Source organism: Shewanella sp. 4t3-1-2LB (assembly GCF_017368415.1).
GTDB classification, from domain to species: Bacteria; Pseudomonadota; Gammaproteobacteria; order Enterobacterales; family Shewanellaceae; genus Shewanella; species Shewanella fodinae.
Genome location: NZ_JAFNJD010000001.1, coordinates 1 through 26,348, shown reverse-complemented (window position 1 = coordinate 26,348; position 26,348 = coordinate 1). Strand labels below are relative to the sequence as shown.

Below are 26,348 nucleotides of genomic sequence, written 5' to 3'. Positions count from 1 at the left end.
CAGGCGCTTTTTTATCAGGCAATTTGTTGTATAGTCACGGCTAATCACTCAGAACAAGAGATTTCCGCGCATATGAAACGCATCGCTATCGTGGAGGATGAAGCCGCCATTCGTGAGAACTATAAGGACGTATTACAGAATCAGGGCTATAACGTGCAAGGTTATGCGAACCGCGCTGAGGCGATGTTAGCGTTCAATACTCGGTTGCCAGATCTGGCCATTATTGATATTGGGCTGGAGCATGAAATTGATGGTGGTTTTACCCTGTGTCAGGCGTTGCGGGCCATGTCCGGGACTCTGCCAATTATCTTCCTGACGGCGCGCGACAGCGATTTTGATACGGTATGTGGGCTGCGACTCGGAGCCGATGACTACCTCAGCAAAGATGTGAGTTTTCCCCACTTGCTAGCACGGTTAGCAGCGCTATTCCGCCGTAGCGATTTGGCTGACAACAGCAATTCCAGCGAATCATTAATGGAACGTGGGCATCTGTCCATTGATGCCAACCGCATTCAGGTGTGTTGGAAAAACACGCCGATTGAACTCACGGTTACCGAATTCTGGATGGTGCATGCCTTAGCCAAACATCCCGGCCATGTACGCAGTCGTGGCGATCTAATGCAGGAAGCCAAGATCTATGTAGATGACAGTACCATCACCTCTCACGTTAAACGTATCCGCAAAAAGTTTCTGGCACTGGACCCAGAATTTGATTGTATCGATACGGTATATGGCATGGGTTATCGTTGGGATAGTCACGCGTGAAGATACCGGTTTATCATCCGCCCATTGGGCTACGCAGCAAAACCTTGGTGCTGTCGCTATTTCTGTTAGGCTTGCCTTGGCTCGGTTATCAGTACGTCTGGGAGATGGAAAAGTACTTGCGCCACGGCCAAGAAAAGACCCTCGAAGGCACCACACAGGCATTAGCTACCGCATTACACGAACGGCCAAAGCTGTTTGATTCCCAAGCAAGTTTCCTCAAACAAGTGGAAAAAGGTCGCGATCTTTACGCGTATCCGCTGCAAGGCCCCATTCAACTGGACGGTAAGCTGGATGACTGGGAGCAATACCGCAGTAAGTCTATGGAATATGGCGATGGTTACCGCCTATTTCTGGCACAGAACAGCGACTCCAAGCTGTCTTTCCGTCATATGGTCGGTAAATACAGCGGCTATCTTTATGGCTTTTTTGAAGTCACCGATCCGCATGTAGTTTACCGTGGCCGTAATAGCTTAGCCGTTGATCGTAATGATTATCTGGATATTGCCACCCAAGCCCAGGATGGCAGCTTTCACCGCTATGTGGTGGCCAACATGAAAGACGGCTGGCTCAGCAGTTATGAACTGCCTGCCGATGCCAGCCTCAGTTCTCCCGCCACGCCAGAAAATCGCATTCAGGGACAATGGAGCAAGACCGAACAAGGTTACAACATTGAACTGCGTATGCCGCTGGAGATGGTGGGCAGCAAACTGGGATTTGCCATTCACGATGTCAATGACAGCAAAAGCCGACGGTTAGAGGCCATTGTGGGCACATCCGCCACCGATAGCGTCGATCGGCTCGGTACCGTGTTAGTTCCGTCACCTGAAATTGAAAACATCATTAAAGGCATGAGCCATAACAGCTCGCGCATCTGGGTCGTTGATACCCATGGGCGGGTGTTGGCAAAATCTGGTGACATTCGCAATAGTAATGGTGTTTGGGGCGAAGTGGACGATGAACCCGAAACCTTTTGGAGCCGTCTACAAAAACAGTATCTCAACCCCATCTACTACAAAATATTGACCCGGCCACCCAACGATTTCATTGACGCCTTGCAGGATTCAACCGAACTGCAAGGCAGTCAAATTCAGCAAGCGTTGGCGGGCAAGTTAGCCTCCACTTGGCGTTTGACGCCCGACAGCAAAGCGGTGGTGTTATCCGCCGCCAGCCCAATCTGGATAGACAACAAGGTAATGGGTGCGGTAGTGGCCGAAGAAACCACCCACGGCATTCGTACCTTGCGTAACCGGGCACTGGAAAAACTGTTCAATATCATTCTGATCGTGATGAGTGTCGGCACTCTGTCATTGTTCTTTTTTGCCTCCAGCATCTCCAGCCGCATCCGTAAACTTAGGGATCAGGCCGAAAAAGCCATTGATAGCCAGGGGCGCGTACGCGATACCATTCCGTCTTCAGCGGTCCGCGATGAAATTGGCGATTTGTCACGCAGCTTTGCCAATATCGTGTCACGGCTCGGACAATATACGCACTATTTGGAAAACATGTCGTCACGGTTATCCCATGAGCTGCGCACGCCGGTTGCAGTGGTACGTAGCTCGCTGGAGCATCTCAGCCTGCAACCCATCGACAACGATGCCATGAAATATGTTGACCGGGCACAGGAAGGGGTAAAACGGTTGTCGTTGATCCTTGCCAATATGAGTGAAGCCACGCGCCTGGAAGAATCACTTAACAATAGCGACGCCGACCAATTTCCGTTGACTAAAGTGGTCAGTGGCTGTGTGGCGGGTTATCAAATGACCTATCCGCAGCAACATTTCACTTTAAAACAACCAGATGAACCGCTAATGATGCTCGGCGTGCCAGAATATATTGCCCAGTTACTGGATAAACTTATCAGCAACGCGTTGGAATTTCATAGTCCAGAAACCCCCATCAATCTGGTGCTGCGTACTCAGGCAAAACAGGCCATTCTCACCGTGGAAAACAAAGGACCACTGCTACCAGAAAACATGAGTGAGCAGATTTTCGAGTCCATGGTATCCGTGCGCCCAGCCGGGGCTCAGGAAAAACCCCATCTGGGGCTGGGGTTGTATATTGCGCGGCTGATTGCGGCGTTTCATGGTGGCACCATAAAAGCCGCCAACTTGGGCGATGGTTCCGGCGTAATGTTTACCCTGACCCTGCCCTTACCGGGCTAACATGAACAACTCTCAGCCACGCGGTGCTTCTCAACAGCGATTTCAGTGTTAAGATGCCTACTTCCCTAAATATTGGGGAAACTGTTGACCATTCAGAATGCTAAGCCGTGCAAGAGCCCAATAATGAAAAGAGCGACAAAAATTGTTTCCCTCGGACGGGATAAAAAATGGACCAAAGGTGTTATTAATCCGCCGGTCGTCCGCGCCTCAACCGTTGTGTTTGAAAGTCTGGAACATCTCGCCAAAGCCGCCGCGGGTCGTGGCAAAGGTGAACTGTTTTATGGCCGTCGAGGCACCGACACCCACTTCGCCCTGCAAGCCGCAATCGCTGAACTTGAAGGCGGTGTGGGTACCGCGCTCTACCCTTCCGGTGCTGCCGCCATTAGCGGCGCGCTGTTATCTTTTCTAAAAAGTGGTGACCATCTGCTGATGGTTGACAGCGTCTATGAACCTACCCGCGACCTCTGTGACAAACTGCTGGCCGGGCTGGGCATTACGACCACCTACTACGACCCGATGATAGGCGCTGGCATTGCTGAGCTGATACAGCCGAACACTAAAGTGCTGTATTTGGAATCTCCCGGTTCTATCACCATGGAAGTTCAGGATGTGCCAACACTATGCCAAATAGCCCATCAACATGGGCTGGTTGCAATGCTGGACAACACGTGGTCATCGCCCATCAATTGCCGTCCATTTGAATTAGGCGTTGATATCTCGATTCAAGCTGCCACCAAATATATTGTTGGCCATTCCGATGTAATGATGGGGACCGCCACCGCTAATGAACAGCATTGGGAACAGCTACGGGAAAACAGCTATCTGCTTGGCCAGTGTGTTTCAGCCGACGATGCCTACCTAGCACTGCGCGGTCTACGGACATTGGGCGTACGCATGGCGCAGCAAGAGAAAAATGCGTTAACGATTGCCCATTGGCTAGAAACTCGTCCAGAAGTAGATCATATCCGCCACCCCGCTTTTCCCTCCTGCCCCGGTCATGAGTTTTTCAAACGTGACTATCTCGGCAGTAACGGCCTGTTTTCGTTTGTATTGAAAACCGGCGATCGCCAAGCGATGAAGGCTTTTGTCGAAGGCATGGAACATTTCAAGATGGGCTTTTCTTGGGGCGGCTATGAAAGCCTAATTGTTGCTGAATTTGGCATCGATAAAATTCGCACAGTGACCCAGTGGGACAGCAGTAAACCGATGTTCCGGCTACATATTGGTCTGGAAGACACCGAGGATCTGATTGCTGATCTACAAGCCGCGTTTACTCGCTATCACGCAGCGCTGGGCGCATGAGCGCAATCATCTTATAAATACACAGTAGAATTAACCAATGGGTACCCCTTCGTGTTGCTCATTGGTTATTAGCGCTAAACCTTATTGGCTTAATCCTTAATTCTGAGTCACATCACTCCACACTCACCCATTCCGCTTTGCAGACGCGAGTATCACTGCTATGTTGATGGTCATGCCGCCACCAAGGAGAATGTCATGAATTGCCATCGTATCAACGAATTATTGGAACTGCTGACCCCAGTCTGGCAAAAATCGCCAGACCTGAGTTTACTGCAATTATTGGCACAGCTGGCGCAAGAAGCGGGTTATAAAGGCGAGCTTCAGGATTTATCCGATGATGTATTGATTTATCACCTCAAAATGCGTGAAACCGATAAAAATCAGCCAATCCCCGGATTGCAGAAAGACTATGTGGAGGACTTTAAAACTGCGATTCTGCGTGCCAGAGGTATGCTTGATGAGTAGATCCAGATGACCGTGGTATGTATGGAGCAAATTAAAACGAAGACAAAACAAATTAGAGCGAAGACAAACGATTTTCGGCTGCACAACTAAGAAGGCTTAACATATTGAGAGTTAAGCCTTAAAGATTGTCTTCGTTTTTATTGTGTATGAAAGTCAATATTACAATTTATTGCTATCTAGGCAACGGAGGCAAACCAAGTTCTTTGAGGAAGCTATTATGTTTGTCTAAAGCTTCATTGATATCTTTTTCAATATCAACGAGCTTCTTATGCTCTGCGTGTAAATCCACTTTAGCTTCAGCTTTAGCTGTACTTACGTATCGAGAGATATTCAAGTTGAAATCATTCTTCTCGATCTCTTCCATTGAGACTCGGCGAGAATAGCGCTCCTCTTGATCTCTAAACTTATAGGTATCGACTATCTTTTGAATGTCCTCTGGGCGAAGCTTATTCTGGCGTTTACCCTTTTCGAAGTTCTCTTCATCACTAGCATTGATAAACAAAACATCATCGTACTTCTTACATTTTTTTAGTACGAGAATACAAACAGGGATACCTGTTGAGAAAAACAGATTAGAAGGTAAACCGATAACAGTATCAATGTGACCATCTTTCAATAACTTGCTGCGTATGCGTTGTTCTGCTCCACCTCTAAACAAGACACCATGAGGCAAAATAATAGCCATAGTGCCTTCATCACTTAAAAAGTGGAAACCATGTAAAAGAAAAGCAAAATCAGCAGCAGATTTAGGAGCTATACCGTGATTTTTGAAACGAAAATCTTCTTTAAACTCAGCTCTATCTGACTCCCATCGATAACTAAATGGAGGGTTAGCAACTACAGCATCGAACTTAAGCTTTTTCGCTGGGTTCTTTTCATTCAGTAGATCCCAATCATTTAATAGTGTATCCCCATGGAAAATATCAAATTCAGTATCTTTTACTCCATGAAGTAACATGTTCATACGGGCTAAGTTATAGGTAGTAATATTTTTTTCTTGTCCGTAAATCTTACCGATGCTACCACCAGCAGCCGTGATATGTTTACGCACATTCAATAGCAAAGAACCCGAACCACAAGTAAAGTCCAAAACTCGGTTTAAGTTCTTCTTTTTACCCATCTTTGGTTCTTGGCTGTCTAATGTGACAATTTCAGAAAGGATGGTTGAAATTGGTTGCGGCGTATAAAACTCCCCAGCTTTCTTACCACCGTTGGCAGCAAACTCACCAATCAGGTATTCGTAAGCATCCCCCAAAATATCAGTATCCGTAGAGAACTGAGCAATACCTTCAGAAACCTTTTGAATAATTTTACATAGCTTTGCATTACGATCTGATGGCTTTTTCCCTAACTTTTCTGAATTTAAGTTGATTTCAGAGAACAAGCCTTGAAAGCTACTATTAAAGCTTTCATTTTCAATGTACTTAAATCCTTCTTCTAACGTCTTGAGCAACTCATCATCTTGCACTCTCGCCAGTTCCGCAATACTTGACCACAGATGCTTAGGCTTAATAATGTAATGCAACTTACGGCGCATTTGCGTTTCAAAAAACGAGATGTCATCAGGGTTTTCGTCATACCACACTTCCAATGGGTTAGACATTTTTAGATCCCTAAGAACATCTTTAGGCAAATCAAGGTAGTCTTTTCCTAACTCTTTCTTAGCTGCGGCTTCAAAGTTATCAGACAAGTAACGTAAAAACAGGAATGAAAGCATATAGTCACGGAAATCATCAGCATTCATTGCACCACGCAGAGTGTCCGCGATATCCCACAGAGTTTTACCTAACTTGTTTAATTGTTCTTGAGTCATAGCTTTCCCGTTTAAAATTTGAAATGATACATTTCAATTAACTTATTAAATATTTTTTTAAATTCAGACTGTTCAGTCTCATTCATCATTTCAGTTTGATAATAATATGGTGTTTTGTGTGAGTGTGTATTAACAAGTTCCATTAATGATTCAACACCTTCAAACCCTAACTTTCCGAGGACTCGCCCTGAACTACCACTACCCTGAAATGACGAAATATTTTCCAAAAGCTGCCTAAGTAACGCAAAATGATAGGTATAAAGCTGCTCATTTATAGCTTTACTAAGAACTTGAATTAAATGTAAATGATAAAGGAAAACATTTCTTTTTGTTTCTTCCAACACAATACCATCACCTGAACGTTTTAATATTCGACATGTCGTCAAATTTTTGTAACGCCCGCTATTTTCACTGTTAAACAAACGATTAGCTAAAATAGAAAATAAACCTATATGATGAGTAGTTATTATTATTTTTTTCTTTTCATAGTGAGATTCTATTTGACCAAAAATAGTATCAGCCGTAATAAATATGTTGTTCTCATCTAAACTAGACACAGGGTCATCAATAAAAAGATGAGCATCCTGTTCATTAGCCCAACCATCAACATCAAGCAACGCCAGATAAAAACACCATATAAAAATACTTTCCTCTCCTCTAGAGATTTTTATAGGGTTATTTTTATCATCATCATCCAAAGCATAGAAACTTATAGACTCAATACCTTTTTCAATATCTTCGAACAAGTTCAATTCAAACTTAAATCGAGCATTATATAATGCCAACTTACTTTCTATAACTTGAGGGTCATCTGAAAGAAAACTATGAAATTGATTAAGGTTGCTTGGTAATAATGAGAGTTTTACATTAACCCCATCATTGTCTTCATCATTATCCCAGCGAAATAAATCTTCACTATAGGCGTTATAATACACACCTACATGTTGACCCTTATTTTTTTCCTTGGTTACATTTTTATAAGCTACTGACAACTGAGTTTTACCAGTCCCATTAAAAGCATAAATAAGAACTATTGGCTTATCTATTTCATTCAATTGATTTGCTACATCAATTAGCCTCATACTATGACTCCTTCAACAGATGGAAACAAACGCTGCATAAGACCTTTTTTATACTCTTTTAGTACATCTACTTTCTTAGACTGATTCTTGATCAATTTATCAAGAGTATATAAGCAATCTGCTATTTTTTGTTGTTCTTTTTTTAATTTAGGAATACATGTATCGACTCGATTTAAGTTATCAACAGATAAACCTGGCTGTGCTTGCCCTGTCGCAAAGCGATTTAAATTTAAACGACATAAATCGTAATAGAGCCATAAGTTGTCTATATTTTCTTTAGGTTCAACAACCACAGCATGTTCAGTTGCATAGAATCTTCCAGAAACAAAATTAACATTCCCACACAGCGCCCCTTGGCGACCGATAAGAGAGTAGGATCCCTCATGGGTAAAAGATTCCGTGAAACCTCGCAGACCATTGCCACCATAGCAAGGATAAAGCCTATCGTTTTTTTTACTTTTAATATTCACAGCTTTAACAAATTTTCCGGCTTGTAGATAACAGACACTTCCCACATTTTTCTCTTTCCAGCCTTCATTAAAATCACTGAACCTCAATTCAGGTACATTTTTTCCCTCTTCTGGAAAGAGTTTCTGCATTAAGCCTTTTTTGTGTAATTTTAACGAATCTAATTTTTTAGTATTTTTTTTAATCAAATCATCCATCGAAGAAAGACAATCGGCTATTTTTTGTTGTTCTTTTCCAACTACTGGTACACACGCATCAACTTTGTACAAATTATCTACAGATAGCCCCGGTTGAGCTTGTCCTGTTGCAAACCGATTTAAATTTAATCTACATAATTCGTAATAGAGCCATAAATTATCAATACCGCGTTTAGGCTCGACAACTACAGCATGCTCGGTCGCATGAAATTTTCCAGATACAAAATTAATGTTTCCGCACAGCGCCCCTTGGCGACCTATAAGAGAATAGTTGCCATTATGTGTAAATGATTCAGTGAAACCACGTAAACCGTTACCACCATAACAAGGATATAAACTATCGTCCTTTTCACTCTTGATATTGGCAGCTTTAACAAATTTTCCAGCTTGCAGATCACAGACTTCTTCCAATATCTTAGGCTTCCATCCATCTTGTTCTACAAATTCAGGGAACCTTAGTTCAGGTACTAAAGTTGGATACTCAATCTTACTCATACGCAGCTAACCCCGAAATTTCATCACGTCCTTGAGTCAATTTATGCAAGTATGGAATTAAATCTTCCATTAACGCTAACTCTTTCTTCGTACGTTCTTTCCAGCCAAGATCTAGTGGCTCCAACAGCTCCCCTAGCTTCTCGCCATCAAAAATCATTCGTCCCATAATTCCATCAACAAATGCCTGCAAACTCTCAGTAGTTAAACCGTGCTTTATAGCCATGTCATTGAGTTCGCTGGTAGCCTTTTTCATTTTAAATGCTTGATAACCAGCATGGATTTGTGACACATTCAATGCTTCACCAGAAGGTAAACTATGTATATAAGCAATTAATTCGTCACGTTCAGACATCAGATTCGATTGCGAACAAATCAAATCGATGAGTTGCTGACGCGTCATGCTTTGTTTACTTGTTCCCTGAGTCGATTTAGCAATTAATCCCATGATGTAGTCATAATCGATTAAAGCGGATGCAAACAACACAAACTCAAACTCTAGCTGTTCGACCTCTTCAGGCAAGTCTCCTACCCCTTTATTCGTATCTAGCTTGCGTTTCAAGTCTTTGGCTGTTTCTAAATATGCTCCTTTAAAGCCACGTAAGGTATCAATAGGTAATGTCTCTGCTACTTGTGCTTTCTGTTCGTCATCCAGTTCTGTGTACTGCTCTAGTTGGTTCTTAAATTTTTGTACTTCTTTGAAGTGATTAATAAAAGAAGCTCTTTGCGCGTCACCTTGAATATTGGTCACTTCTGAAGGCTCACATGCTAAGCCTTGCTTTTGCATAAAGGCTTCTAGCTTATCGACAGCTGCTTTATATTTTTCAACGACAACAGGCGCAGGATCTACCAACCAAATCTGCTCAGCACCTTCTTCTTTTTTACCAGAAAAAAGTTTAATCGCTTCATTGACTTCTTTTTCTTGGCCTCGAAAATCTAAAATATTCCCCCAAGGCTTACTATCATTTAATACACGGTTAGTACGTGAAAATGCTTGTATAAGACCATGGTGTTTTAGATTCTTGTCCACGTATAAAGTGTTCAGGTATTTGGAGTCAAAACCTGTCAATAACATATCAACGACGATGACAATATCGATCTTGTTTTTATGTGGATAATCAGCATTGTCATATTGCTGATCTTTAATCCGCTGCTGAACGTCTTGGTAATAAAGGTCAAACTCATTAATAGTATGATTCGTTGAATACTGGTGGTTGTAGCTACTAATAATATCGATTAGTGCTTGCTTCTTACGCTCAGGCTCAACTTCGTTATCGGCCTTTTCTTGTGGTAGATCTTCCTGTAATTGCTGGATATCTTTCACATTTCGAGCGAGTGTATTTAAATCTGAATCTTCTTTATCCTTATCACTTAGCTGTGCTGGCGGCGAAAACACACAAGCAATATTTAACGGAATATAGTCTTCAGATTCTGACGCTTTAAGCTCTTGCTGGCTCTTAAACTCTTCAAAGTATTCAATCGCATGATTGATAGAAGCCGTTGCTAGAATGGCATTGAATCGACGGTGATTCGTCACAGCATCATGCTTCTCTAATATCTCTTGAACGACAGCCCGTGGTGGAGGTGTAACTCTTGTCACCGTGGCTTCAGCTTCATCATTGCTAGCGTCTGCTAGTTGTTTGCTCGCAGAATGTTTGCCAAAAAAGTCAATATGGAAGCTTAGAACGTTCTTGTCTTCAATTGCATGAGTAATCGTATAGTGGTGTAGCTCTTGTTCAAAGATACTCTCTGTGGTTTTAAAGGAACCCACATTGCCATCAATTTGAGTATACGTTGAGTTTTTTTCGAAGATAGGAGTACCTGTAAAGCCAAACAATTGTGCTTCAGGGAAAAACTCTTTAATCGCTTTATGGTTTTCACCAAACTGAGAGCGGTGACATTCATCAAAGATAAAAACAATACGCTTATATCGTAATGGCTCTAATCGCTCTTTGAAGGTTTTCTTACCCTCTTTCAGTTTACTCTGGTTGCGCTTGCTGTTTTCGTCTAGCGCTAACCCAAGTTTCTGGATCGTTGTAACGATAACTTTATCAGCATAGTCTTCTGACAACATACGACGAACTAACGTTTCTGTATTGGTGTTCTCTTCCACACAGCCATCTTGAAACTTGTTAAATTCTTCTCGGGTTTGACGATCCAAGTCTTTTCTATCGACTACGAACAAGCACTTTTCAATATCAGGATTATCTTTCAGTAACGTTGACGCTTTAAAAGACGTTAGGGTTTTGCCTGATCCTGTTGTATGCCAAATGTAACCATTTCCTCGCCCATCACTGATACAGTCAACAATAGCTTCCACCGCATAGATTTGATACGGACGCATAACAAGAAGCTTCTGTTCCGATTGAACTAGTACCATATAGCGGCTAATCATTTGACCGAGAGTACACTTCGCTAAGAAGGCATCTGCAAAGTCATGTAAGTGCGATATTTTACGGTTATTTTCATTAGCTAGTTGATAAACAGGTAAAAAACGCTCATCAGCATTGAAGCTAAAATGCTCACTACGGTTGTTAGCAAAATAATAAGTATGGTGTTCATTGCTGACAATAAACATTTGAATAAAGCACATCAGCGTATTGGTGTAGCCATTGCCAATATCGTTTTTGTAATCAACGATTTGTTCCATAGCTCGTCGAGTCACAATGTCGTAAGCCTTCAGCTCAATCTGAACCGTAGGTACGCCATTAATCAATAAAATTACATCGTAACGGTGATTGCTTTCATCCGTGTTTATGCGCAATTGGTTGATGACTTCAAACTCATTTTTACACCAGTCTTTGATATTCACTAAGGTGTAATGCAGCGGTGTGCCATCCTCACGCTGAAAGTAGCCGCGTTCACGCAGCGTTTTAGCTGCTTCAAAGACATCAGCCGTAATGATGTCTTGATACAAGCGCTCAAATTCATTGTCAGTAAGGTTGACGAAGTTTAACGCCTCAAATTTTTCACGAAAGTTCTGCTTCAAGGCTCGCTCTGTTCGGATATCCTTACGATATGAATACTTGAGATCGCCTAGCTTATCTATGAGCGCTTGTTCAATTTGTGCTTCTTTCGTTATCATTTTTAGCTACCGAATACTTAAATGAATAAATGCGTCATTACAACGACTTGTCTCGACGCTTTAGCATTGTACCCTAACGGCTCTTATCTATGAATCGAATGGGACGACAAAAAGCTCGTACTAATGAATTTGGACCATTCCACGCAAAACGCTTGGCTTGTGCTCCTTCGTCGCTACAGATTGGCCCCTGTTGTGGGCGTTATACATCACATATAGACTGGCACCTTTCACAAACGGATGATTATTATGCACCGAATTCAATGCAAATGCGGCACCATAAGCGGACAGCTAAGCGGTAAAGGAACCAGCAATCGCGTCGTGTGTTATTGCACCGACTGTCGCGCCTTCGCACATTTTCTTGGGCGGCCTAGCGAAGTGCTGGATGCCCACGGCGGAACCGAGATTGTCCAGGTAGCCCTGCCACGCCTGACGTTCTCCCAGGGGAAAGAACATCTCGCAGCAGTGCGGCTCAGCGAGAAGGGCTTGGTTCGGTGGTATGCGGCATGTTGCAATACTCCTATTGGGAACACCCTGCTCAACTCCAAAGTGCCCTTCATTGGTCTTGTTCACTCATCGCTCGATCATTCTCGGATGGACGCCGACTTCGGGAAAAGCGTTGCCAAAGTGAATACTGATACAGCGACAGGAAAACCGAAACCGGAGCCGAATGGATATTTTGTTTCCATCCTGCGATTTCTCTGGATCGTTCTCTCAACGTGTATCAGCGGTCGGCATAGGAAATCAGCGCTATTTAATGAATCTGGTTCCCCCATAGTACGTCCAAAGGTACTTACTGCCGAAGAAATCAGGCAATTGAAGATCGGTGCCGCTTAGTATCAAGTCTGAAGTGCAACCTTGATCATTGGTATTCGTTCTTCATCTCCCATGGTGATTTAAAGTCATAGCGTTTTCGAGGACGGCTGTTTAGCCGTCTTTGAATGGCTTCGCATTCGGCCTGAGTAAGCTGGGCCATCGATTAGTGTCGCCATTGGTGTTCAGCCACAACACATTTTCCCCTGATGAGCCCGTTCATTGTTGTAATTAGGAGCCATTCCATACTTTCGCTGACGTAGCCGATAAAAAGCTCACGGTCTAAGTTTTATGGAAGGCGACACCTTAATGAATACTGCGGCCAAGGAGTTGTCACATCCACTTCGACATATTGATATATAAGGGAAACCTGTGTCACAGTCTGAGACGAAAAATTGACAAATTTGTTTTAAATCAAATTCATCTTTTCTAAAGTGTGGCAAAACCTAGATTGTCGTTATCAGTACAAGTTGTACCGATACCAAGGAAGTTGTAAATGGAGCGCTGTTGTAACGGGAGTTCTCTCGTCTGCGTTTAATAAAAAGGAACGCATTTATGGATATCGCCATTTTAGTGGGAGCCGCAATACTGGTAGCACTCAATCTTCTATTTGCCTGGCGCGCGTACACTAGCCGCCTGCGGTTGAGTTTCAGTCGGCGTTATCACTGGCTGATGGCCAGCCTGATATTCGGCCCGATTGGCTATTATGCTGTGCAAGGATTCCTCCCTAGTGAACTGTTTTGCGAGGAATAACTATAGGATGGCATGAGTAAGTGCCTGATCTGGGTCTTCAGACCTCCGCAATTGCGGTGCAATCCCCTGCTGCAATGCCTGTTTATAGTTCTGGTGCATACGCACTGCCATCGTGAGATCTGAGCGGATAGTTAACCGCCCTTCCCCGCCCGTTTTAATGCCAGCCATTTCGCACCATTTGATTAACTCACGTTTGCGGCCGGCAAGAATCAAATTAACACCTTGTTTGCGCAACTGTTTTTGCAGTTCATCAATCATTGACATCACGCTGATATCCATATGGCTGAAACAGCTCACGGCATCTACGACCACACATTCCACCGGAGTTTCCTGTTCGGTAATACGGTGTAATAGCTGGCGCTTGAAGTAGACCGCGTTGAAATAGGTCAAGGGTGAGTTAAAACGATAGATCAGGATCCCGGGGATAGGTTTAGCTTTGTCCGTTTTGTCTAGGCTGCGCAGGATCCCCTTCTGACTGATACCCAGCAGTTGGTCGGAAGGACGCATCACCAACCGAATAAACTGAAATAGTCCGAGCAAAACTGCCAGCGTAATGCCGGGAATGATCCCAATAAATAGCACCGCGAACAAGGTTATCGTGGCCAGCGTAAAAGCGCCATTATCCCGTTTTCGGAGGCTCCAAACCGCATGAAAGTCAATCAACGACAATGAGGCTATCACCAACACAATCCCCAAGGCTGGTGCAGGGATAAATTGCAACGGGGCGGTAAAAAACAGCACCACCAGCAAGATCATCAAGGCGCTGAATACCGATACCAACTGACTTTTGCCGCCGTTGGCATCGTTCACTGCAGTACGCGAATCGGCACCACTGATCGCAAATCCTTGCGAGATAGCGGCTGCAATATTGGCAATACCAAGCGCCCTGAATTCTTTATCCGCATCAATATCATAGCCGTTTTTAGCTGCAAAACTGCGAGCGGTCAGCATCATGCTAATAAAGCTGACCATGGCTAAGTTAAGCGCTGGCATGACTAATTCACGAATGAGCCCCAAATCAAACACCGGACTTTGAAACTCTGGAATACCACTTTTGGTTTCACCCACCACATCAACACCATAGTGCGCCACATTCAACAACCACGACAACAAGGTTGCGCCTGCGATGGCAACCATGGCGGCAGGCCATTGTGGACTTAACCAGCGACAGAGCAAAAAAATCCCTAACGTCACCAAGGCCACGCCTAGCGTTGGCAAGTGGGTTAACTGCAAATATTCAACGCTGTGATACAAACGTTCCAACAAGTAACGGTCGGTATAGGTAAAGCCACAAATATTCGCCACCTGCCCAACAATGATGGTAATTGCCACCCCGTTGAGCAGCCCGATAAGAATTGGTTTTGAAAGAAATTCCGCTAATACCCCAAAGCTGAAACGTGACGCCAGCAAACACCAAAATCCGGTTAATAACGTCATGGTCATCACCAACTGCCATTGCCGTACAGCATCGCCACCCGCAAGCGGTGTGACGACCGCCGCAATCACGGCGCAGGTAGCGGCATCGGGTCCGACGATCAACTGTTTTGAGGTGCCAAATATCGCATAGGCGAGCATAGGCAAAATACAGGCGTATAGCCCAGCTACCGCATTGACACCGGTCAGTTGGGCATAAGCGATAGCCACTGGCAAGGCGACTGCAGTTACCGACAGTGCAGCGCGCAAGTCATCTTTCAGCCAGTCACGCTGATACTGCAGTAATCCAGCCAAGCCGGGAAACCACTGGGAAAATCTGGAATTTTGAGTGATGGCGGAAAAGGTGACTTTGCTATCCATGTCGCTCCCGTCAACAAATATGGAAAACTGTCTTTCCACAAGTTATGACATGGAAATTGTGCAGTTGCGAGCCCCTTGAATGTATTTGATGAAAATTACAACGATTTAAAACAAACAGGGCCAGCAATGCCAGCCCTGATGATTATTACATGTCGCGTGCACATCATATGCGCACGCCTTTAGCGCAAACGGTAAACCACTGTAGTACCGCTGACTTCATTACCAATCACCAGCATAGGTGTACCAAATGGACTCTTGTCGGCAGGCACAAACTTCATGCCTTCAGGCCCCAGGTCGCCAGCCAGTTGAATATTCCCCTGATATTCACCAGTGTCGGTATCGACTGAAAAGTCGGTACTGAAGTCACGGTTTACAACGTAATCGACAAAGCTAACATCAAATGGATTGGTGATGTCATAAATCATGATGCCACCGGTGCGCTCCAGTCCGACGAATGCATACATTTTATCGCCAACCTGACCAACTGCCAGCGCTTCTGGCTCTGGGCCTTTATCGTCACTGCGGCTGTCGCCCTTGTTTTCATCATTATTGTTGTTGAAGTCATTCCCCAGCACTGCGGCCGTAATGCGCTCAAAGTCGCTGGCAGAATCAAACACCATACGCCCGTCTGCATCGCGAATAGAGAATGAACGACCACCAAATGAATAGAGCTTGTCGTAATCACCATCACCGTCTTCATCCCCCATTGAGGTAGTCACTTTCAGACGCCCCAACAAGGTTTTGTCAGCAGCAGCGGCCACTTCAGGATTATTCGGGTCGAGCACGAGATCAGCGGCGCGAGCTTCTTCCGAGAACGCCGTATAATCACGAGCATCACCTTCGTTAGCCATCACCACAAAATTGGCGCCGTGCCATTGATAGCTGGCAACGGTGTCGGGTTGATACAGGCCATAAACCCCGGCATAACTGCGAATATTAACGCCGTCGTCTTTATCGCTAGCGTCAAGGGCATTTTCCGCGAGCCCATAATCTTTGGCTCCCAGTGCAATCAGTTTCTCGACGGTTGCAGATGCAATATCTATTCGAGCTAACGCATTGTTTTCCTGTAGGCTTACCCAAGCGGTTTTTGAATCGGCACTGACGGTGATATATTCCGGCTCCAGATCTTGTGCAACAGACGCACCAGGACCGTTGATTTTAATCTCTGGGCTGACTTCTGCCGCGCGGCTGCCGCCTACGTTAAAATCAGTAAAGGAGACTAACGTTGCACTGCTTGCCGGAACACCACCGGTGATCTTGATAATGGCGACAGAACCTTCTGGATCGACGCTGTAATCGGTAGCAGGCTCACCTTCATCGGCAACCAATACCCAATTACCATCAGGGCTGAAGACCACGTTATCAGGCAAAGCGCCGACTTCTACAGCGCTAAGGTAGCTGTAACCACTATCACCGCGACGATAAAAGGCGATAAAGCCTTTATCCTGTGTTTTATTGCCGTTGATATCCGCGCGCTCAATAGCAACCGCTAACAAATCGCCATGCAGTGCCAGACTGTTAACTCCGCCTAAGCGTTCCAGTCCTATATCCGCAGCCACATCCAATTCATTCAGCAATGGCATGTTATTCAGTGCCAAAGCCGCGTCACCGCTAACGGCGGTGGTGTTCGCTAGTCCAGAAGCCTCTAGAATATCGACTTTGCCACTGCGGGCATTTACCACCAAAACCTTGGCAGCCACGGAGTCATAATCAACAATTTCGGCGGCACTCAGCCCGTAAACACCACTGACATGGCGCGCCATCAGCTCCATTTTCAAGGTGTCGCCACTATTTTTGCATAACTGCTGGGTAGCCGTAATTTCATCGGTTTCTAAGGTGCCATTGCCATTGCTATCCAGCCCGGTGTCAATCTGCTGTCCGCCATAAGGACAGGCGACATTACCGGCGGCAAGTTCGGTGACGTTCACCAAACTGTTCAGACCATTACTGCCATTGGCACCATTATTACCATCTTTACCGTCATCACCACTGCCACAGGCCGTCAGTGCCAGTGTCAATGATAAGCAAATCACAGAGAGTTGCAGTTTCATTTTGTCATCCATGTTTATTACAAATCAGCAACACGCTAAAGTGCTTTGATGACAGTCAGAAGGCAGAAATATTAACAGGCGATGACAGGGCTGATGGTAGTGCTCAGAGAAGTAGTTTGTAACACTCTTACTGGTTGGCAGACCCATACAGACGCTTTACTATGTCGGTCCCGCAAACCCACATCGGGTTGAGAGTTATTCCTGAGGTTTCTTTGAGCGCAACAGTTTCGACACCGTCAACAACACCCGGCTTGCCGCTGATGTTAATTTTGCCAATGCTGGCGGCGATTATGGCCATCACGCCGCTTACCATTGATATGTACCTGCCAGCAATGTCAATTATTGCAGCAAGCTTTCATTCGGATGTCACAACGGTACAACAATCACTGAGTGTTTATCTGGCGGGATATTCCATCGGTATGTTGACCTTTGGCCCGCTGGCAGATCGCATTGGTCGTCGCCCACTGGTGATCGTTGGCCTCAGCGGTTTTTTGTTGTGCTGTATTGGGTTAGCGCTGTCACCGTCACTCAAGCTGTTCATGGTGCTGCGTTTTGTGCAGGCATTTATCGGTGCAGCCGCTACGGTTGTGGTTCCCGGTTATATCAAAGAGCTGTACGGTGACAACACCGCCAAAGGCATGTCTTATGTCAGTCTGATCATGATGCTGGCGCCATTGCTGGCACCCGGCATCGGCAGTTTTATTCTGGGATTTGGTCAATGGCCTTTAATATTTTTCATCCTAGCGGTTTATGCCGGACTGCTACTGCTATTGGTCAGCCTTAAACTTAGACTGCCGTCAGACGCAAAAGGTGCACCGCACAGTACTCGCTCATTTTTTGGCAACTATGCAGTGGTGCTGACCCGCGCCGGGGTAAAACCCTACCTTGGCAGCGGTCTGTTGTGTGCCTTGGCATTTTTCTGTTATCTCACAGCATCGCCATTTGTCTATATGGAGGTGTTTCATCTGGATAAGTCGCTGTTTGCGATTTTGTTCAGCTGCAATGTGGGAGCGCTGGCGCTGGCCAATATTATTAACTCACGGGTGGTCGGTCGTTATGGCTCCAAACGTATGCTGGCGGTGGCAACGCTCACGGGGACTATCTCCGCCAGCGCCTTAGTATTGGTTAATCTGCTGGGGCTCGAATATTACTGGACCGTAATTACCCTGGCACCGCTGATGGGGTCGCTAGGAATTATGTCCGTCAATTCCGATGCCATTGTGCTGATGAAATTCAAGCAGGAAACCGGTACAGCAACGGCTGTTATCGGCACGCTGCGTTTTGGCATTGGCGCAATGGCTGGCCCAATTCTGGCCTTCTTTTATACAGGCACAGCGGTTCCCTTTGCTGCCATCATGTTGGTGGCCATCATGCTGGTTGGAGTCTGTCAGTTGTTTACCCGACCAGGGACGCTTAATCCTCAAAACGCCTCTTGATGTACTTGATATTTCCGCTGATTTGGTTACGGCCTCCATATTGAGGCCGTTTTGTTATCGGCAAAACCGCAGGATTTAATGGTGATGACCACCATCCCCATGCGCGTGGCCATGTGCCACTTCTTCAGCACTCGCGTCACGCACATCGATCACTTCCAGATCGAATGTTAACTCGCGGCCAGCCAGCGGGTGGTTAGTATCAACGGTTACCATGAATTTGCCAACCTTGAGTACGGTTACTTGCCGTTGTCCGTGATCGGTGTTAATCACCGCAATCATACCTGGCTTCCATACTTTAGCACCTTGTAGGTGTTTGACGGCAACCCGCTGCTCAGCATCAGCAAGCCGTTCACCATAAGTTTCGACCGCGGGCAGTGTCACGGTAAATTTATCGCCGGTTTCTTTGCCTTCTAAGGCTTTTTCCACCCCTGGCATCATATTCTTGTGCCCGTGCAGATAAGCAATTGGTGCCTGCCCTTCATTGCTTTCAATCACGTTACCCTGTTCATCCTTCAGGGTGTAATTTAACTGCACAACTTTGTCTTTGGTAATACTCATAAATCATCCTCAAGACCGCAAAAAATTTCGCCGCAGCTTAGCAGAAGCTACCCGCCTTCACCACTACTTGGCGGCAGCTTAGTGTCCGGCTCCGGGCACAATCGCCAGATGTTCAATGCTGGACAATACGTCCAAATTTTTCAGCGCCAATTGACACACCCCGGAACTAAGTTGATGTCTGGCCGAACAATCAACACTCCAAGCGCGCAGCAAGTATCCGGCCAAGGCGGCGTTACTGCTAAGATGTAGTTCACCGTCTTGCATCCGATAATCCAACATGATCGCTTCCGGATGTTTTAATCCTGGATGGGGGATTAACACTAATGTTATCGGCTGTAACCAGGCGCTATCAGCTGCGGGTTGCTCGGCCGTTTTCGGCGATTCAGCACAAGGCTGCAACGCTTTGATACGGGTCACGACAAAATCGGTAAACTGCCGAGACTGCCGATCATATGCCCGCACATGCCAACGCTGGCCGTTATTCACCAAGGCATGGGGCACAATCTGCCGTTGGCTTTCCCCCGAAGACGTTGAGACATACTGCATATCCAGCGCTTCGCCCTGCTGAATTGCCCGCATCAATGCTGCGATGATCTCAGTATCTGGGTGAATTAAACGCACCGCATCGATACACACCTGACTTGGCACCAGCGGCTGAGATAGACCATCGCCAAAACCACGCGCTAGGCCGCTCAATACAGCTTCGGCATCGTGTTGAAATAGCGCTTTAAATCCGGGTTGCCGTTGATAATGGCGCGAAGGATGCACCAGTCTCATATTCTCTGGAGCCAATTCTCGATAAAGACTGAAGTCGCGGGTAGCCGCCGCCAGTCCTGTCGCAAATTTACCGATCAAATCCTGACGGCTAATCTGTCCGAAATACTGCAGGCAGAAGTCTATAAAGGCCAGCCGCTGGCGCTGACCATGATTCAACGCTTGTAATGGCTCCATGATGCTCTCTTTATGAACCTAAAGATAAACACCACGTTAACCAAAAGACAACTTTCAAGCAATCATTTTGATTAGCAATTAATTAAGCCCCAGCGCCTTAAAAGTCTGCTTATCGGGAAAGCCATCAGCCACCAACCCTTTGCTTACTTGAAACGCCTGCAAACTGTTGCGCGAATTACTGCCGAGAATACCGTCGGGTGTCCCGGTATCGAACCCCAGTTCATTAAGGCGTTGCTGCAACGCCTTAATCTGCTGATGGCTCAAACGCGGTTGTTGAGGTGGCGCCTTGACCAGTTTGCTGGCACCGACAATACGATCCGCCAGATGACCGACACTGATCGCGTAAAAATCAGAACGATTCCAACGTTTAATGACATCAAAATTGTCATAACCCAGAAATGCCGGACCAGAGTGGCCGGCTGGCAGATACAAGGTCGCCAACATCTCTGTCTGCGGCAACGGCTGTCCATTTGCATCCGTCACGCCCAGTTGTTGCCATTGAGCTAACGATTGTTTGTCACCCAATAGCCGGTAATCAAACCCAGCAGGTAGCCGAACTTCTCGGCCCCAGCGCTCGTTACGTTGCCAGCCGAGATGATGTAAGAAATTCGCCGCGGAGGCCAACGCATCCTCAACGCTATTCCACAAATCAGCTTTGCCGTCACCATCGGCATCCACTGCATAACTGGCATACGCACTCGGCATAAACTGGGTATGCCCCATGGCACCAGCCCAAGAGCCCTGCATCTCTGATGCGGGGAAACCATAACGCTGACTGAGTTTTAAGGCGGTGATCAGTTCTTGGGTAAAAAATTCACTGCGGCGATGATCGCAGGCCAGTGTGGCCAATGAATCCAGCACGGGCATCTTGCCTTTGTAACCCCCGAAATTGGTTTCCATCCCCCAGAACGCCAGCAGATACTGCGGTGGAACACCATATTTTTGCAGCAGTTCCTGCAAAAACTGTCGATGTTCTGTCAGTAATTGCCGCCCCTTCATCACTCGCCAATCCGTTACTCGCTGATTGAAGTAACCTGCGAAGGTTTGGGTAAATTCAGGTTGCTGACGATCAAGTTCGATAACCCGCCGAACAAACTGCAGATTCTGCAGATGCGTTTTGATGGTCTCTTCGGAAACCCCCTCACTACGGGCCTTATCGGCAAATGTCACGATACATTGGGGAAAATCCGCCTCGACCTTGGCGGCGGCCGAATCAATATCCGCAGCGGAAGAGCTGGCACAGGCCTGCACGACCCACACCAAGGGTAACCATGTAATCACTTTCACCACAAACAGACTCCTTGCTGCCGTTGGGTACTGCTACACATCCTACCCACAGGTTCGGTGTTTTTTAAGCCCCCTAACGCAGATCCCGTACCAATCAGCTGAATTTTGAACGATTGCGCATCAACACCAAGAACTCCTTGGATGGCGCTGTCGATAACGTATAATGGCACGATAACCTTTTAGGGAACCTTAACCATGAATGATGTAAGTCCGGTTGTACAACGCTTTATCGCTACCATTAGTGAATCTCAACAGCTCTGGGGATTGCAAGATCCCACCAATGAAGAGTGGTTGGTGTGCGATTCCGGCGAATATGAAGATGCTGATGTGATGCCCTTGTGGTCGGAAGCGGCGCTGGCGCAGACTCATTGTACGGAAGACTGGAGTGGATTTGTGCCAGTTGCTATCAGTGTCGATGATTTCTTGGAGTTTTGGGTTGAAGATCTGAACCAGGATGATGTGCTGGTTGGTATTGACTGGCGCAGCGATGACGACTGCGAAGAAATAGAAGCATTTGACCTTGGGCAACTGTTGGCGGATGTAGAAGCCGACGAAGACTGATGTCTCTGCCGCTTGTCGATATCCCCTTTGAGGTTCGTCACCACTGCTGGTTCTGTGGCGAACCTTGTAATTTGCAGTTTGATTACCATGCGCCCACGCATGCCGGCCATCCATCGCTGTCCGTTCCTGCATGTAAAGAATGCCGTGATCTGGCAAAGATTCAGCCACTGACCTCCCTCTATGAATGCCGCACTGCGGTAAAAGATGCCCTGATGCGCCGCTATGTTAAACATTTAGCTATTGGCCTTAACTGGACTAAGGAGGAGTTAGAACAGGCTGACTTCACCTGTAAAACCCTGCAGAGTTTTCAGCGTAGCGCTTGGTTCATGTACGAAGTTGCAAAAGACCGGATTAACTTTGCAGGATGGCCGCTGGTACTTGATGGCGTTCCGTTAGCGCAGACTTTGCCTGATACACGTTTTAGCTTCGATGGCATAAACTTTAGTTCCGTTTTTGCCGCCATTGAGCATTACGGTAAAGCCATGGCGCTGGATAAGAGTTTTCTCAGCGGTATTGTGGCTATCATCGGCAAACAACGATTTGGTTACGCTATTCGTTTAGCACGCTTGCATCTTGTGTCCGATGCTGCCACAAAACGCCAAGTTATCAGAGAGTTGTTGCAGGATCAGTCAACCGCAAGCTGACGCATGCGTTCCTGTACCGTTTCCACTAACAAATCTGGCTGGAACTTAGAGATAAAGCGGTCACATCCCACCTTCTCCACCATTGCATGATTAAAACTGCCGCTTAATGACGTATTGAGGACAATAAATAATCCAGCCATTCGTTTATCGGAACGGATCTCATGGGTAAGGCGATAACCGTCCATCTTCGGCATCTCTGCATCGGTGATCATCATCAGGATTTCGTCCGTCGGCTTCAGTCCTTTATCACACCAGCCTTGCAGCATATCCAACGCTTGCTGCCCATCACACGCCTCTATGACCTCCAATCCTATCTGTCCCAAAGTGTCACGAACCTGATGCCGCGCAGTGGGCGAATCATCCACTATCAGCACTTTACGCCCGAGCATCTGCTGCAACAGCGCTTCATCCAGCGTTGATTCGTCCAAGCGCACGTTATAGTGGATAATTTCCGCCAGCACTTTCTCGACATCAATAATCGACACCAGTTCGGTACGTTCCTGATGCTGCACTTTGGTAATAGCGGTCAGATAATGGTTGTGACCGGCATTCTGTGGTGGTGGCATCACCTCGTTCCAGTTCATGTTAACGATATGCTCGACTTTCCCCACCAGAAATCCCTGCACGCTGCGGTTATATTCAGTGATGATCAGATTGGTATCAGCATCCAGCGGCATCGGCTTAAAACCAATCGCTTGACGCAAGTTGATAACCGGAATAGAAGTCCCCCGGATATTGGCCACCCCACAAATACAGGGATGACTGCCTGGCATCTGCGACAATCGCGGTAATTTCACCACTTCTTTAACTTTAAACACGTTAATGGCAAAAAGCTGGGTTGAATTGATACGGAATAACAGCAGCTCTAGACGGTTTTCACCCACCAGTTGCGTATGTTGGTCCACTGATTCCAAAATATTTGCCATAACTGAAGTTTCCCACTCGACTGCATTGAATGTACAGAATAGGCGACTATTATAACGACATAATGAAATGCTCTGCATGAGCCAGAGCAAATTTTCTTATGCAACATAATGTTGTAGGTACACGATAAAAAGAGCATAACCACGCTGGAGCCATTTGCATATGACCAAACGTACATTGTTGCTGCTGTTACTGACGCCCTTGCTAATCATAGCCTGCACCGTTATCGATCGACAGATCCCTGTTGTCAGTCATTTTCAAGCAAATGCCTATCTAGGCACCTGGTATGAAATCGCCCGGCTTGATCACGGCTTTGAACGAGGATTAACCCACGTACAAGCAAGCTATCGGGAACAGGGAGATGCACTTCTGGTACTGAATCAGGGCTATGATCCACAAACCCAAAAGTGGCAAAGTGCCAATGGTATCGCCTACTTCATTGACGGACGTGATAAAGGACTGCTAAGAGTCAGCTTTTTCCGTCCCTTTTACGGTGCCTACCAGATACATGCATTGTTACCATCACAGCCACAAAATGGTCAGTACCAAAATGCAATTATCATGGGACCTAACAACAGTTATTTGTGGCTATTGTCACGCCAGCGGCAAGTCAGCGACGATGTCAAACAAACCTTTATGGAACAAGCGGCGGCTTTAGGCGTTAACCCTCAACAGCTTATTTGGGTACCTCAGACACCGGCGCTGACACCGGCAGAATAATCCCGCTGACAGATGCCACTGGGCTTGATGGCCAGTGTAACGCCAGCAAGCCCCCACAAATGGCGACTGTTCATGATATCAAACCCGTTAGCACGCAAGCAGTCATGCAATTCTGTATGATTGAAGCGATTTTGCTGCGGGTGTTCAAATAAACGGCGACTCAGCGGGTTACAAATAGCGGCGCGGTACAACTCTTCGATGACAAATGCACCACCAGGGCGCAGCACTCTGAAGACTTCTGCCACTGCAGCCTGCCAGTCTGGGACATGATGAAACACCGCAAAATCACACACCAGTTCAAAACTATTAGCGGCAAAAGGCAAGCGTGTGGCATCGGCTTGAAACAAGCTTAACCAGGACTTCTGCTGATAACGAGCCCCACAGTATTTGAGCATTTCGTCATCCAGATCAACTGCAGTAACCGTCCCCGCACCAAAACCCTCACGGATCAGTGAAATCCCCTGACCAAAGCCGCAACCAATCTCCAACGCATGTTCTACTGAGGGTAGATTATGGTTAAACAATCCCAACAACAGAGGCTGCTCCAGCTGCTTTTGCAACCATAACCTTGCAGGATGACGGACGATATAACGTTCCAGCTTATTAAGTTTCATAAACTTCCTCTGATAGCCATACTTGAATTTATTTGCCCCAATCCTTATATATCCTACGCTGCCGTGACATCTCAATTAAAGAAAGTAAGTTTTTTGTCGATAATATCAAGTGGAAATCGCTTATCAGGGCATAGTTATCATATGGCTGTCATAAAGATATGATGGAGTATGGGTTGTTTTAGCAAACCTGAAATGTTGCGGTAAAATCATTAAGCACAAGATTGGTATGCAGGTGCTTGAATTTTTTTAAAAAGGCGATTACAGTGTTTTGTCAGGCAATGAGTTCTTTCGCTAAAAAAGCTAAGGATATTCTATAGTTAAATTTAAAAAGCCAGCGTGGCTTCAAGTAAAAAAGGAGTGTGGCCTATGTCATACAAAGTAGACGGACATGAAATTACAGTTAATTTCCCTGTAGATTCTATTTCCATAAATAAAAATTCAATCGCCTTCACCGACAGGAAAGGCAAGAAAAAACAAACCTTCTCAAAACGCAGCGATGTCATCTCTTTTATGAAATGGCTGGTAAGCGCTAACAAGTAAACCTGCTTTATCGCCTGTTCGGTAAATAATCCTCTCAAACTACCGAATGCCTTGTGCAGATGGGACTGATGTAACAGATCAGCAATCGGGCAATATCACATTTGGTTCAGGCTGGATCCGTTCACGGATGACTGCCTGACCAAATGGGAATATTCTGCAAGTTCTATAATCATCATCTAAATTACCCATCGAAAGCGTTATAATGCGCTAAGTACTAGCGATAGTTGTTAGGAAATGCCCTTGACTAAACCTAATTGTCACGATGCGATGTTACTGATGCTGCATGAAATCAGGACAAAGATCCCTTTTGATCTACCTGAAACCACAATTTGCGGTGGTGATTGTCGCGGCTGCTCTAAGAAAATGCTGGAGTTACTGGATACCGAAGTAGGTTATTGGGAATCTGTTATTGAATGGCAGCAACCCTCATTGGCAGATTTAAAAAACCTGCAACAACTGGCGCAGCGAACTTTCAAAATATTGCAACGTAACAAATTGGTATAAATTTACTTTTTATCAAACTTTCGCATATATCTTGGCAACATGGATTCGTTGCCCAATAATCCCCCTTGATGAATATACATGATGGGCTGTTGAGGATGCTGTTGTTTGTAATTCAGCATCAATAACCACGCTAATGGATCGTATAATAATTCAAACATCACCCCTGCCTGAGCCAACTGCTGCCATATTTGATAAAACTCAGGGTAGAGCTTGCCGAAATGATATTTTTTGGGGGAACTTATTATCCTGGGATGACAACGGTCATCTGGGCAAAGCGTTGCAAACTGTTGTCGCAGATAATTGTCTCCGCCCACCACAGCACAGGTGATGACTTCAATATTAATTTTATTGTCATAAAAATATTTGCTTA

General features: G+C 45.8%; 23 protein-coding genes and 1 pseudogene. 12 read left to right on the top strand and 12 right to left on the bottom strand.

What is annotated here, in order from left to right:
* Positions 1 to 72: 72 nt before the first annotated feature.
* The 4 genes from pdsR to J3L11_RS00105 all read left to right on the top strand — a co-directional run bounded on the left by pdsR (position 73) and on the right by J3L11_RS00105 (position 4,694).
* Positions 73 to 765 (top strand): proteobacterial dedicated sortase system response regulator, encoded by a 693-nt coding sequence (gene pdsR, locus J3L11_RS00120; protein ID WP_189615634.1) that lies wholly within the window; start codon positions 73 to 75, stop codon positions 763 to 765.
* Positions 762 to 2,927, top strand: coding sequence for a proteobacterial dedicated sortase system histidine kinase (gene pdsS, locus J3L11_RS00115; RefSeq protein WP_347566484.1), 2,166 nt, complete (start codon positions 762 to 764; stop codon positions 2,925 to 2,927). Before pdsR ends, pdsS begins: the two co-directional genes overlap by 4 nt.
* A 123-nt stretch (positions 2,928 to 3,050) precedes the next feature.
* Entirely contained in the window at positions 3,051 to 4,229 is a 1,179-nt protein-coding gene (locus J3L11_RS00110; protein ID WP_207569640.1) for a cystathionine beta-lyase, read from the top strand.
* A 195-nt stretch (positions 4,230 to 4,424) separates the two neighbouring features.
* Positions 4,425 to 4,694 carry a YihD family protein gene (locus tag J3L11_RS00105; protein WP_133037563.1) on the top strand — a complete coding sequence of 90 codons (270 nt, stop codon included), beginning with the start codon at positions 4,425 to 4,427 and terminating at the stop codon, positions 4,692 to 4,694.
* A 172-nt stretch (positions 4,695 to 4,866) separates the two neighbouring features.
* Here the strand turns inward: J3L11_RS00105 and J3L11_RS00100 are convergent, their stop codons facing one another.
* Genes J3L11_RS00100 through J3L11_RS00085 form a run of 4 tightly spaced genes read right to left on the bottom strand, consistent with a single transcriptional unit; the run spans position 4,867 to position 11,831 of the window.
* The gene (locus J3L11_RS00100) at positions 4,867 to 6,507 is read right to left on the bottom strand and encodes a type I restriction-modification system subunit M (protein WP_207569639.1); all 1,641 of its coding nucleotides are present in this window, start codon (positions 6,505 to 6,507) and stop codon (positions 4,867 to 4,869) included.
* Between the two features lie 11 nt (positions 6,508 to 6,518).
* Positions 6,519 to 7,589 (bottom strand): AAA family ATPase, encoded by a 1,071-nt coding sequence (locus J3L11_RS00095; RefSeq protein WP_207569638.1) that lies wholly within the window; start codon positions 7,587 to 7,589, stop codon positions 6,519 to 6,521.
* Positions 7,586 to 8,749 carry a restriction endonuclease subunit S gene (locus tag J3L11_RS00090; RefSeq protein WP_207569637.1) on the bottom strand — a complete coding sequence of 388 codons (1,164 nt, stop codon included), beginning with the start codon at positions 8,747 to 8,749 and terminating at the stop codon, positions 7,586 to 7,588. The genes J3L11_RS00095 and J3L11_RS00090 overlap by 4 nt, the downstream gene beginning before the upstream one ends.
* A complete protein-coding gene (locus tag J3L11_RS00085) occupies positions 8,742 to 11,831 on the bottom strand; it encodes a type I restriction endonuclease subunit R (RefSeq protein WP_207569636.1) in 3,090 nt (1,029 codons plus the stop codon). The genes J3L11_RS00090 and J3L11_RS00085 overlap by 8 nt, the downstream gene beginning before the upstream one ends.
* Before the next feature lie 246 nt (positions 11,832 to 12,077).
* Between J3L11_RS00085 and J3L11_RS00080 the strand changes: the two genes are divergently transcribed.
* Positions 12,078 to 12,665 carry a DUF6151 family protein gene (locus J3L11_RS00080; RefSeq protein WP_242695006.1) on the top strand — a complete coding sequence of 196 codons (588 nt, stop codon included), beginning with the start codon at positions 12,078 to 12,080 and terminating at the stop codon, positions 12,663 to 12,665.
* 531 nt (positions 12,666 to 13,196) lie between these two features.
* Positions 13,197 to 13,394 (top strand): hypothetical protein, encoded by a 198-nt coding sequence (locus tag J3L11_RS00075; protein ID WP_207569634.1) that lies wholly within the window; start codon positions 13,197 to 13,199, stop codon positions 13,392 to 13,394.
* Here J3L11_RS00075 and J3L11_RS00070 read toward each other — a convergent pair whose 3' ends face one another.
* Together J3L11_RS00070 and J3L11_RS00065 are read right to left on the bottom strand one after the other, a co-directional pair.
* Positions 13,395 to 15,188 carry a SulP family inorganic anion transporter gene (locus J3L11_RS00070; protein WP_189615669.1) on the bottom strand — a complete coding sequence of 598 codons (1,794 nt, stop codon included), beginning with the start codon at positions 15,186 to 15,188 and terminating at the stop codon, positions 13,395 to 13,397.
* 179 nt (positions 15,189 to 15,367) lie between these two features.
* Positions 15,368 to 17,239: a choice-of-anchor I family protein gene (locus J3L11_RS00065; RefSeq protein WP_207569633.1), complete on the bottom strand. Its 1,872-nt coding sequence runs from the start codon at positions 17,237 to 17,239 to the stop codon at positions 15,368 to 15,370.
* A gap of 260 nt (positions 17,240 to 17,499) precedes the next feature.
* Between J3L11_RS00065 and J3L11_RS00060 the strand changes: the two genes are divergently transcribed.
* Positions 17,500 to 18,675: a multidrug effflux MFS transporter gene (locus tag J3L11_RS00060; RefSeq protein ID WP_242695016.1), complete on the top strand. Its 1,176-nt coding sequence runs from the start codon at positions 17,500 to 17,502 to the stop codon at positions 18,673 to 18,675.
* 75 nt (positions 18,676 to 18,750) lie between these two features.
* On the opposite strand, the gene J3L11_RS00055 is transcribed toward J3L11_RS00060, so the two are convergent.
* The 3 genes from J3L11_RS00055 to J3L11_RS00045 form a co-directional block, all read right to left on the bottom strand.
* Complete coding sequence (locus J3L11_RS00055; protein ID WP_207569631.1) at positions 18,751 to 19,233, bottom strand: peptidylprolyl isomerase; 483 nt, start codon at positions 19,231 to 19,233, stop codon at positions 18,751 to 18,753.
* A gap of 78 nt (positions 19,234 to 19,311) precedes the next feature.
* Positions 19,312 to 20,184 (bottom strand): WYL domain-containing protein, encoded by an 873-nt coding sequence (locus tag J3L11_RS00050; protein ID WP_207569630.1) that lies wholly within the window; start codon positions 20,182 to 20,184, stop codon positions 19,312 to 19,314.
* 78 nt (positions 20,185 to 20,262) lie between these two features.
* Positions 20,263 to 21,402, bottom strand: a complete 1,140-nt coding sequence (locus J3L11_RS00045; protein ID WP_347566487.1) for a lytic murein transglycosylase — start codon at positions 21,400 to 21,402, stop codon at positions 20,263 to 20,265.
* 264 nt (positions 21,403 to 21,666) lie between these two features.
* Here J3L11_RS00045 and J3L11_RS00040 point away from each other — a divergent pair, with 264 nt between their 5' ends.
* Together J3L11_RS00040 and J3L11_RS00035 are read left to right on the top strand one after the other, a co-directional pair.
* Positions 21,667 to 22,032: a DUF2750 domain-containing protein gene (locus J3L11_RS00040; RefSeq protein WP_207569629.1), complete on the top strand. Its 366-nt coding sequence runs from the start codon at positions 21,667 to 21,669 to the stop codon at positions 22,030 to 22,032.
* Entirely contained in the window at positions 22,029 to 22,676 is a 648-nt protein-coding gene (locus J3L11_RS00035; RefSeq protein ID WP_207569787.1) for a hypothetical protein, read from the top strand. The genes J3L11_RS00040 and J3L11_RS00035 overlap by 4 nt, the downstream gene beginning before the upstream one ends.
* Here the strand turns inward: J3L11_RS00035 and J3L11_RS00030 are convergent.
* Positions 22,658 to 23,602, bottom strand: coding sequence for a chemotaxis protein CheV (locus tag J3L11_RS00030; RefSeq protein WP_189615679.1), 945 nt, complete (start codon positions 23,600 to 23,602; stop codon positions 22,658 to 22,660). The two genes, J3L11_RS00035 and J3L11_RS00030, sit on opposite strands and share 19 nt — an antisense overlap.
* Before the next feature lie 160 nt (positions 23,603 to 23,762).
* Between J3L11_RS00030 and J3L11_RS00025 the strand changes: the two genes are divergently transcribed.
* Complete coding sequence (locus tag J3L11_RS00025) at positions 23,763 to 24,320, top strand: lipocalin family protein (protein ID WP_207569628.1); 558 nt, start codon at positions 23,763 to 23,765, stop codon at positions 24,318 to 24,320.
* Here J3L11_RS00025 and J3L11_RS00020 read toward each other — a convergent pair.
* Entirely contained in the window at positions 24,290 to 24,934 is a 645-nt protein-coding gene (locus J3L11_RS00020) for a class I SAM-dependent methyltransferase (protein WP_207569627.1), read from the bottom strand. The genes J3L11_RS00025 and J3L11_RS00020 overlap by 31 nt on opposite strands.
* A 366-nt stretch (positions 24,935 to 25,300) precedes the next feature.
* Here J3L11_RS00020 and J3L11_RS00015 point away from each other — a divergent pair, with 366 nt between their 5' ends.
* Positions 25,301 to 25,474 (top strand): hypothetical protein, encoded by a 174-nt coding sequence (locus J3L11_RS00015; RefSeq protein WP_133037585.1) that lies wholly within the window; start codon positions 25,301 to 25,303, stop codon positions 25,472 to 25,474.
* A gap of 234 nt (positions 25,475 to 25,708) precedes the next feature.
* Positions 25,709 to 25,978 (top strand): hypothetical protein, encoded by a 270-nt coding sequence (locus tag J3L11_RS00010; protein WP_242695005.1) that lies wholly within the window; start codon positions 25,709 to 25,711, stop codon positions 25,976 to 25,978.
* Between the two features lie 2 nt (positions 25,979 to 25,980).
* On the opposite strand, the pseudogene J3L11_RS00005 reads toward J3L11_RS00010, so the two are convergent.
* A pseudogene (locus J3L11_RS00005) lies at positions 25,981 to 26,348 on the bottom strand (1-aminocyclopropane-1-carboxylate deaminase/D-cysteine desulfhydrase); the annotation flags it as partial.